Below are 6,286 nucleotides of genomic sequence, written 5' to 3'. Positions count from 1 at the left end.
TTCGGCGATCCGGGCGACGCCCTGGTCGCGGGCGAGGGGATCGAAAGCGTCCTGACGCTGCGCATGCTGTTCCCCGGCCTGTCCATGGTCGCGGCCCTGTCCGCCGGGCATCTCGGGGCGTTCGCGCTGCCGCAGGGTTTGGTTCGTCTGTATATCGCCCTCGAGCCTGATCCCGCCGGGGAAGCGGCGTTCGAACGTCTCGCGGATCGCGCGGGCGGGCAAGGCATCGCCGTGCATCCGCTTCTCAGCCAAGGCACCGATCCGAACGCGGACCTTCAGGCCTTCGGTCCCGCCGCCACCGCCGCGCGGCTCATGGGGCAACTGGTCCCGGCCGACCAGGACAGGGTCCGTGCGGCCTGATCCTCCGTTATGGGGACCAGAGGCCCCGCCCGCGTCCTTTCCTTCAGGGGGATCTGCCGGAGGCCGGGCAGCGCCGCAAGGCCGCGTTCCGCGTCCTCCTCCACTGCGTTCCGGCCCGTTCGGGTGCGGCCCCGCCCTCACGGCCTCCGGCGGGCGATCCCCGGAAAGGCCGCGATGGGCGCGGCCAACAGCCCCAGACCGGAGGATCACCATGACCGACCACACCCTGCTTACCCTCGACGCCGAACCGGACCACGCCATCTCGCCGACCGCGCACCTGCTGGAGGAACTCCAGACCCACGGCGTCCGGCCGTTCCAGGACGAACCCGACCCGAGACCCTTGCCCGACGACGACCCCGCCCGCATCGCCGTTGCGTCCGCCTTCGAGATGCTGGCCGACCTCTTCACCGACACGCGGCTCGAGGACGATCTTTCCGATCTTCTCTGGTCCATGGTCGGGGCGTTTCACCGCCGCGTCGAAGCCTTCGACCGTGACCTCGACACCAACGAGCAGGACCAGCGCCGCAGCCAGCGCGAACAGGACGGCTCCGAGATCCGCTCCGTCGAACTCGAGCGCCTCACCGCCGAAGGGCTCGGGCTGATCGAGCGCCGCAACGCCTTCGAGGCGATGCGCGAGCACGCCGCCGACAGCTTCGAGGCTCTGACCGGTTCGCCGTGGCGGCCCCGGTCCGGATCGCGGGTCAATCGCCAGGCCATGACCGCCGCCGTGATCGATAGCCGCGATTTCATTAACGCCCGGAAGATCGCCGAGACGCAGATCATGGTCCCGCCGGGTCCGCGCATCGCCTTCGCGGGCGGGCAGGCCTGCAACGATCGCCAGCGCATCTGGTCGGTGCTCGACAAGGCCCATGCCCGCCATCCCGACATGGTCCTGCTGCACGGCGGATCGCCCTCCGGTGCCGAGCGCATCGCCGCCTGCTGGGCCGACAAGCACGGCGTGCCCCAGGTGGTCTTCAAGCCCGACTGGACCGCCCACGGCAAGGCGGCCCCGTTCCGGCGCAACGACCGTCTGCTGGAGGCCATGCCCATCGGCCTGATCGTCTTTCCCGGGTCCGGCATCACCGACAATCTGGCCGACAAAGCCCGCAAGATGGGCGTTCCCGTCTGGCGTCATGGTGACGGCGGGGCATAAGCCCCGCCTGACGCCGGTTGGCCCTGAACGGCTCCGCCGCACACCGCCTCACTCTGCAGTTGTGGGTTGTTTTGTGGAAAAATCCGCGAGCGCCGCAGAAAATATGACATTTTCTTTGAAAGGAGCCTTGGTATTAATATTTTTATAATACTTATAATTGTATAATATACTAATGGGTATAATGCTAAGGAGCTTGTCTCATGAAGATAAAAATACAGGGGGAGATGCGTTTATCCGATATCGAGCGAGCCATTGTGGAAGTCTTTGCCGAGCTTGAAGAAGATTATCGTATCCGCCATTCACAAGGTGCCACCGTTTATTTGAACCCGACCAACGGCTTCGGTCACGACGTGAAGCCGTTGACCGATGACGGGCATGAGCTTGTCAGTCTTTCATCCAAAGGGCCGACCCGGTCCGCAGCCGAGGAGTACAACTTGCTGTAGGAGACCGATATGCAAAGACCCACATATCTTGATCTCGACGCCGCACGGGATCTTCTGGCTGAAATGGGCGTGCCCCTGAACGACCGCCAAATCCGCCGTGCCGCCGAAAAGGATGCCTATGGAAACCGCAAGCTGCCGTTCTTTGTCGATCCAATAGACGGACGGCTAAAAATAGAACGTAGCGCCTTGATTCGAACGTACTACAAGGCTCAGATGGAGGCCGAGCAGCATTTAAGGCTCTAAAACTATTAGAGTAGACTTGATTTAACAGAGTCTAATATTTATTCTGATTTCATCATGTCGGATATTCGCAAGAGAGACGGAAATAAAGGCGTTACCTATCAGGTCCGTTACCCCAGTGCCGGAACCAGGACCGGCTATGCCTACAAGACCTTCCGTACCATGAAAGAGGCCAGGGCGTTCCGGGACAAGAACGCGGCCAACCCCGTCTCCGCACTCCTTGATACCACCATCCGCACGGTCGGGCAGGCCATCGACCGTTGGCTCGACATCTGCGAGAAAGAAGGGCGCGATGGGCGAGATCCGGTGACCGCCTATACCCTGGGGACCTACAGGCGCCGGGCCGACATCATGAAGGCCTACCCGTGGGAGAAGGCTCTTGCGGACCTGCAAACCCCAGACGTGGTCGCCTTCCGCTCTTGGCTGCTGCGCACCCACAGCCGGGATCTGGCGCGGAAAACCCTGACCTCGTTTCATGCGGTCATCAAGGAGATGGCCATGCGCGGGCACATCGCCAGCAACGTTGCGGCCAGTGTCGCGATCCGGGCCGAGTCCCGGTATGACGAGCCGATCGTCATTCCGACGCCCGAAGAGGTGGCTCGCCTGCTGGCCGCCGCCGACCGGTTGGCCAATTCAAGGAACAAGCAGACCGCGCGAACCTGGCGGCGCTACCGTCCGATCCTGTATCTCGCCGCCGATAGCGGCATGCGTCCACAGGAGTATCTTGTTATCGCCAAATCCGGCCTGCACGACGGCGGCGTCCAGGTTACGCGGGCGTTGGAGCGAGGTGGCGGCAAGCTGTCCGTGACGAAGACGCCCGCCGGACGGCGGTTCATCGACCTGAGCCCCGAGACCTACGACATGGTCCGGCATTACGCCGAGCACCATGCCGCCGACAATCCGCACGATCTCGTCTTTGCCACGGAGACCGGCAAATGGCTGGATACGGACAACTGGCGCAAACGGGGGTTCTACAAGGCCTGCATCGAGGCCGGACTGGTTGACGAGGACACCGACGAGGACGGAAAAGCCATTCTCGTGCCCCGGTTCAGCCCCTACGACCTGCGCCATTTCTATGCATCCATGCTCATCGAGCAGCGCGTCAACTTCAAGCGCATGCAGAAGCTGATGGGGCACGAAGACGTCAAGACGACTTTGAACGTCTACGGCCATCTGATCGAGAAAGCCGAACGCGCGTCCGAGGAGCGTTTCGGCATGCTTTCCAGATTACCGAGAAATACTTGTGGCGAATCTGTGGCAAGCGCCCCGTAAGCCGCAGTTTTCTTGAGTTTTTCTTCGGCCTGTCACGCCGGAGGTCGCGGGTTCGAGTCCCGTCGCTCGCGCCAGTTTTAAAACAAAGACTTAGCCGAGAATTACGGTAAGAAATTTCCTAAAATCCGAAAGCTCGCCACAAACTGCCACACTGAACGGCATCTCCAGAACCCGCGGAAATCCGCCATTCTCTGTTTTGCTCTTTTTCACCTTGTGGCAAATTTGTGGCGAGTCTTACCTGGCAAGGGCTCTTCGATTTTGATTCGAAGAGCCCTTGCTCGTACGGTTTTATGGCTGTTTCCGGCCTGTGTTGGTCTTCCCGGTGGCGTGACGTCCGATGACATCGTCCAGGGCCGCCCGTGCGCGTTTGACATCCCCGATGGTCAGATGGTCGCCGTTATCTCGCCGCTTGTCATCGGGCGGCAGTTCGCTGTCCCGCTTGATTCGGAACAATAGCAGCAGAACCAGCGGCATCAGATCGAGCGCCAGCCCCCCGGCCCAGAGCGGCAGGATGGAGAGGCCGTGAACCCACACCGCCTCGACGGTGCTGATCCGGTGGAACTTCGGCACGTTCGGGACCGGCCACCGCCCCAGTTCGACCGCTCGATCTGCCATAGGTTTTGCCACAGTCTGTGTAATCTCGACCAGTCTCCGGACGGCGTCCTGCTGAGCTTCGGCGACTGCTTCCGACCGTGCGGATGGGGCCATCGTTGTCTCGGCTGTTGCCAGCCGCTCGAGGTCACGGGACAGGGCTCCCGCCAGCTCGAGGCTGTTCAGGCTGACCAGGACACTGCGCATCCGGTCGCTTTCGGTGGCGAAGCGCCCGAGGCGCTCGGGCACGCCGGTTTCGGATTCGGCAACGGCGCGCATCGCCTGAAGATGTCCGCGCGCCTGTCCGGCCAGCGTTGCCCCCTCCGAAAGGCCTTCATCCAGGGTCTTCCGAAGAGTGCGCATCTGCCCGGCAGCGGCCAGTGCCGCCGTGTACACGGTGCCCTTTCCGGGGTGCCCCGTCAGCGCCCCCCGCGTGGCTTCTGCCTGTGCCCAATTGTCCAGAATTCCGGCGCCGTTCGCTAGGTTCGCGCGCACTTCCGCCGCTTGGGATAGGCGGGCTTCGGACTCGCCGAGTGCCGTCTCAAAATCCCCGACCGCTGCGAACATGGCGGCCCGCTGGGCATTCGCCCCGCCGATCGCCACCACGTTCAGATACGAAGACAGGAACACGATGAACACAAGGCCCAGCAGGAGCGCCGCCAATCCCTTGAACAGGTGCTTCCCGCCGGGGAGGTGCGGCACGAGGTGCAGCGCATGCTTCCATAGCGCGAAACCCGCCGTCCCTGAGCCGAGTGCAAACGCGGCGGCGCTCAGGCGCTCCATGGTGTCGGACCCGTTGGAGCCCAGGGCGGACTCGACGCCGAGATAGGTGAACAACCCCGTCACCACCATCATCAGCACCAGCGGCCCGTCGATGAACTTTGCCTGCTTGTGCATATACTCTTTGAGATCTTCCATGTTCGCCTCCGCGCTGATGCGCTTATCCCCAGACCACATGCGCCGCGAGGATCGCGAGGACACCGGCGGCCAGCAGTTCCAGGGGATGGCGTGTCACAAAGGATCCGGCGGGACCGGACCCGGTCGCGACCTGAAAGGCCAATCGGGCGATCCAGCCCACCAGGCTGAAGACCAACCCGATGATGATTCCAAGCAAACCCCACATGACTGAGTCCTCCTGTTCGGTGGTTCGGAGGCCTCAGTATTGACCCGCCTGGCGCGACGAATTCCTCGCGCCGGAAAAACACGCCCCGTTCGGCGGAATCGGGGCTGCCGAACCAATGCACCCGAAAAGCCAGACGACTTTTCACGTTCTGGCGTCCTGGGATCCGTTTTTGACGAACAGGGACGAGTTTTCAGGAACGGTGAGCCAGGACACGAAAAGACCGGCGAGGCGGCGAACACGCCCCAGCCGGCCCAGTGGAGTCCGCGAGGAATTAGAGAATCCAGCGTTCAGATTTCGTCGTCAGCCGGTCGGTCGGCATATTGCTGGTGCGGATTGCCGATGGCCGCGCTCTCCGCCCCCGGCGCCGTGACCATGAAGCACCCGTTCAGTCGGTCGAGCAGTGCGCGTGCCCGCACTTCGCCATGGACATTCGCGATGATGATCGCCTGCTGCGCATAGCGCAGGACCACGTGATAGCTTTCTCGCAGATGCCGACGCGGTTTCTTCTGCAGAGCCATGCTTCGCCGCAGGCTGCGGTGCTGCTCCAGTTCGAAGCGAAGCGGGACGTGGCGCGCGTACCGCCGCCACCCGAACAGGCCCAAAACCCTGACATCACGCGGTGTCAGCTCGATGATGGTGGCGCTGGTGAACAGAATGCGCAGGGTCCACTTGATCGGCCAGTATGTCAGAGCCGCGACCACGAGGACGCTGAGCACGGTCTCTTCTGCGGTGTGACCCGGCGGCGGTTCGAACGCGGCATAGACCATGACTGCCAGGGCGTAGACCTTGAACACCATCATGATCCCGGCGATCAGGCCCTCGCCGAGCGGCGTGCCGTAGAAGGGAATGAGTCGCCAGGACGTCACGCCTTTCGGATCGCCGAAGGCGCGGTAGCCGACCGTTCCGGGATAGCGTGGGAAGAGTGGTTCAGCTCGCAAAGGCAGGTTAAACATGGCGGGAGACCTCCGTAATGCAGGATGGACACCGCCCGTCAAACGTCTGGATTTGCCGGGCGGCTCTTCCTATCGTGGCCCGAAACCCCGCGCCGGATTCCTCGCGGACCGACATTCCGGCGCGATCCGCCCCGTGTGACCGAGGGACCCC

General features: G+C 62.8%; 8 protein-coding genes. 5 read left to right on the top strand and 3 right to left on the bottom strand.

From position 1 onward, the window contains the following. The 5 genes from BLS85_RS17325 to BLS85_RS17305 form a co-directional block, all read left to right on the top strand. Positions 1–360: toprim domain-containing protein (locus tag BLS85_RS17325; RefSeq protein ID WP_176793874.1), on the top strand; the 360-nt coding region annotated here is incomplete at its 5' end. A 211-nt stretch (positions 361–571) separates the two neighbouring features. Continuing rightward, complete coding sequence (locus BLS85_RS17320) at positions 572–1,513, top strand: DUF2493 domain-containing protein (protein WP_092787999.1); 942 nt, start codon at positions 572–574, stop codon at positions 1,511–1,513. A 200-nt stretch (positions 1,514–1,713) separates the two neighbouring features. Beyond that, complete coding sequence (locus BLS85_RS17315; RefSeq protein WP_092787998.1) at positions 1,714–1,956, top strand: hypothetical protein; 243 nt, start codon at positions 1,714–1,716, stop codon at positions 1,954–1,956. A 9-nt stretch (positions 1,957–1,965) separates the two neighbouring features. After that, positions 1,966–2,199, top strand: a complete 234-nt coding sequence (locus BLS85_RS17310; RefSeq protein WP_092787997.1) for a hypothetical protein — start codon at positions 1,966–1,968, stop codon at positions 2,197–2,199. A gap of 159 nt (positions 2,200–2,358) precedes the next feature. Then, the gene (locus BLS85_RS17305) at positions 2,359–3,468 is read left to right on the top strand and encodes a tyrosine-type recombinase/integrase (protein ID WP_218128487.1); all 1,110 of its coding nucleotides are present in this window, start codon (positions 2,359–2,361) and stop codon (positions 3,466–3,468) included. A gap of 288 nt (positions 3,469–3,756) precedes the next feature. On the opposite strand, the gene BLS85_RS17300 is transcribed toward BLS85_RS17305, so the two are convergent. From BLS85_RS17300 to BLS85_RS17290, 3 genes are all read right to left on the bottom strand, one after another. After that, complete coding sequence (locus tag BLS85_RS17300) at positions 3,757–4,977, bottom strand: hypothetical protein (RefSeq protein ID WP_092787995.1); 1,221 nt, start codon at positions 4,975–4,977, stop codon at positions 3,757–3,759. A gap of 22 nt (positions 4,978–4,999) precedes the next feature. After that, positions 5,000–5,182 (bottom strand): hypothetical protein, encoded by a 183-nt coding sequence (locus BLS85_RS17295; RefSeq protein ID WP_092787994.1) that lies wholly within the window; start codon positions 5,180–5,182, stop codon positions 5,000–5,002. 287 nt (positions 5,183–5,469) lie between these two features. Continuing rightward, positions 5,470–6,135 (bottom strand): hypothetical protein, encoded by a 666-nt coding sequence (locus BLS85_RS17290; RefSeq protein ID WP_092787993.1) that lies wholly within the window; start codon positions 6,133–6,135, stop codon positions 5,470–5,472. Between the last annotated feature and the right edge of the window lie 151 nt (positions 6,136–6,286).

This window comes from Rhodospira trueperi, from assembly GCF_900101965.1.
Lineage (GTDB): Bacteria > Pseudomonadota > Alphaproteobacteria > Rhodospirillales > Rhodospirillaceae > Rhodospira > Rhodospira trueperi.
This window is presented reverse-complemented; position numbering and strand designations above follow the sequence as displayed.

Excerpts from the sequence above, each read along its gene's own strand:
- BLS85_RS17300 (WP_092787995.1), bottom strand. The coding sequence starts at position 4,977 with ATGGAAGATCTCAAAGAGTATATGCACAAGCAGGCAAAGTTCATCGAC.
- BLS85_RS17295 (WP_092787994.1), bottom strand. The coding sequence starts at position 5,182 with ATGTGGGGTTTGCTTGGAATCATCATCGGGTTGGTCTTCAGCCTGGTG.
- BLS85_RS17320 (WP_092787999.1), top strand. The coding sequence starts at position 572 with ATGACCGACCACACCCTGCTTACCCTCGACGCCGAACCGGACCACGCC.
- BLS85_RS17310 (WP_092787997.1), top strand. The coding sequence starts at position 1,966 with ATGCAAAGACCCACATATCTTGATCTCGACGCCGCACGGGATCTTCTG.
- BLS85_RS17315 (WP_092787998.1), top strand. The coding sequence starts at position 1,714 with ATGAAGATAAAAATACAGGGGGAGATGCGTTTATCCGATATCGAGCGA.
- BLS85_RS17305 (WP_218128487.1), top strand. The coding sequence starts at position 2,359 with ATGAAAGAGGCCAGGGCGTTCCGGGACAAGAACGCGGCCAACCCCGTC.
- BLS85_RS17290 (WP_092787993.1), bottom strand. The coding sequence starts at position 6,135 with ATGTTTAACCTGCCTTTGCGAGCTGAACCACTCTTCCCACGCTATCCC.